Raw genomic sequence first — 2,599 nt, 5'->3', positions numbered from 1 at the left:
TTGGTTTATGGCTACCAAGAAGAAGACAGACCTGGATCTCCAACTGGATAAAGATCAGCTCAAGGCGAGTATCGTGCGTCACCTGCGTTCTACCTTGGGTACAAGCGAACAGAAAGCCTCGCCAGAAGCGTGGTGGAAAGCAACCGCAGCCGCCGTCAACGAACAGGTGTACGAGCGCCTGACCCGCACTCAGCAGACTCACTTCAAGAAAGATACTCGTGCGATTCACTATCTCTCTGCTGAATTCCTGATGGGGCGCCTGACCTCCAACAACCTGCACAACCTCTCCCTGTACAAGATTTGCGAAGAGGCGCTGGGCGAACTCGGTCTGGAACTGACCGATCTGTGTGAACAAGAGCCCGACATGGCACTCGGCAACGGCGGCCTGGGCCGTCTGGCCGCCTGCTTCATCGATTCGCTGGCGACCCTGAACTACCCGGCGGTCGGCTATGGCATCCACTACGAGCACGGCCTGTTCCGTCAGGAAATTCAGGATGGCCGTCAGATTGAGCGTCCGGACTCCTGGCGCGAATATGGCAACCCCTGGGAGATCTGCCGCCCGGAATCGGTGCAGGAGATCCCGCTCTACGGTTACGTGGAGACCGTCTTTGGCGACAACGGCGGCCTCAAGAAGGTATGGCACGCCGGTCGCAAGATCAAAGGGGTGCCCTGGGATATCCCGGTAGTCGGTTTTGGCGGTCATACCGTCAACATCCTGCGCCTGTGGGAGTCTCGCGCCTCCGAATTTTTTGACTGGGACGTGTTCAACGCCGGTGGTTATATCGACTCCCAGGCGGAAAAAGCCCAGGCCGAGACCATCTCCAAGGTGCTCTATCCGAACGACGAGACCGACGCGGGCAAAGAGCTGCGCCTGATCCAGCAGTACTTCTTCTGTGCCTGCTCCATCAAGGACATCATGCGCCGCTACAAGCGGGTGCATGGCGCCGATTTCAGCAACTTTGCTGCCCAGATCGCCATTCAGCTCAACGATACCCACCCCACCGTCGCCATCCCCGAACTGATGCGGGTGCTGGTGGATGAAGAGGGGCTGACCTGGGAAGCGGCCTGGGCCATCAGCTATCAGGTGTTCTCCTACACCAACCACACCCTGCTGCCGGAAGCGCTGGAGAAGTGGTCGGTCAGCCTGTTCGAGAAGGTGCTGCCGCGCCATCTGGAAATCATTTACGAAATCAACGCCCGTTTCCTGGGCGAGCTGGTGGAGCCCAAGTGGCCGGGCAACGACGCCATCAAGGCCAAGCTCTCCATTATCGAAGAGGGAGCGGTGCGCAAGGTGCGCATGGGCAACCTGTGTGTCATCGGCTCCTCCAAGGTGAACGGCGTGGCCGAGATCCACTCCAAGCTGGTGAAGGAAGATCTCTTCCCCGAGTATGCCGAGCTGTGGCCAGAGAAGATGTGCAACGTCACCAACGGCGTGACTCCGCGTCGCTGGCTGCTGGCCTGCAACCCGGAACTGGCCGAGCTCTACAACGAAGTGGTGGGCAAGGAGTGGCCGCTGCAACTGGACAAGCTGCGCAGCGTCACCAAGTTTGCCGACGACAAGGCTTTCCAGAAGCAGTTCATGACCATCAAGCGTCACAACAAGGAGAAGCTTGTCAAGGTCATCAAGGCGGAAACCGGCATCGAGGTCAGTGCCGAGGCGATCTTCGACGTCCAGATCAAGCGTCTGCACGAGTACAAGCGCCAGCAACTGAACCTCATCCACATCATGGCGCTCTATCGTCGTCTGCTGGCCAACCCCGACTACGACATGCATCCGCGGGTGTTCATCTTCGGCTCCAAGGCCGCGCCCGGTTACAAGCTGGCCAAGGACATCATCTACGCCATCAACAAGCTGGCGGAGCGTGTCAACAATGACACCCGCATCCAGGGCAAGCTGAAAGTGGTGTTCATGCCGAACTACCGAGTGAGCCTGGCCGAGAAGCTGATCCCGGCGGCCGATGTCTCCGAGCAGATCTCCACCGCCGGTTATGAAGCCTCCGGTACCGGCAACATGAAAATGGCTCTGAACGGTGCCATCACCATCGGCACGCTGGACGGCGCCAACATCGAGATCGCGGAAGAGGCGGGGGCCGAGAACTGCGCCATCTTCGGTCTGAACGTGGACGAGGTGAAGGCTCTCAAGGGGCGCGGTTACAACCCGTACGACTTCTACTACGCCAACTCCGAGCTCAAAGCCGTGCTGGACTGGTTCGATACCGACTACTTCACGCCGGGTCGTCCGGGCGAGCTCTCCTCCATCAAGCGTTCCTTGCTGGAAGGGGGGGATCCCTACCTGACGCTGGCCGATTTTGCCTCCTACTCGGAAGCGCACAAGCTGATCGATACCTGGTATCGGGATCCTGCCTTGTGGGCGAAGAAGGCCATCATCAACTCGGCCACCATGGGCAAGTTCAACTCCGACCGCTCCATCCAGGACTATGTGGATCGGATCTGGAATCTGAAGCCCTGCAGCATCGGCTGACAAGAGAGCAAACCCAAACCCCCGCCATGCGGGGGTTTTTTATTTGTCGTGGGTGGCGTTGGTTGTGTGAACTCGGGAGAAAAGTAAACTGCCCGACTGCCCGACTGCCCGTCTGCC

The 2,599-nt window shown here is 59.1% G+C and carries 1 protein-coding gene; it reads left to right on the top strand.

Translation table 11 applies throughout. The features are described 5' to 3' along the window. Positions 1 to 7 precede the first annotated feature (7 nt). Positions 8 to 2,482 (top strand): glycogen/starch/alpha-glucan phosphorylase, encoded by a 2,475-nt coding sequence (locus tag CAK78_RS09515; RefSeq protein WP_094697114.1) that lies wholly within the window; start codon positions 8 to 10, stop codon positions 2,480 to 2,482. The last annotated feature ends 117 nt before the right edge of the window (positions 2,483 to 2,599 follow it).

Origin of the sequence: Aeromonas sp. A35_P (assembly GCF_002259925.1) — a bacterium.
Classification (GTDB): domain Bacteria; phylum Pseudomonadota; class Gammaproteobacteria; order Enterobacterales; family Aeromonadaceae; genus Aeromonas; species Aeromonas dhakensis.
Note: the sequence above shows the minus strand (reverse complement) of the source record. Positions and strands in the feature narration are given on the sequence as shown.

What these genes read in the sequence shown, in the direction of transcription:
- CAK78_RS09515 (WP_094697114.1), top strand. Translation starts at nt 8, where the DNA reads ATGGCTACCAAGAAGAAGACAGACCTGGATCTCCAACTGGATAAAGAT.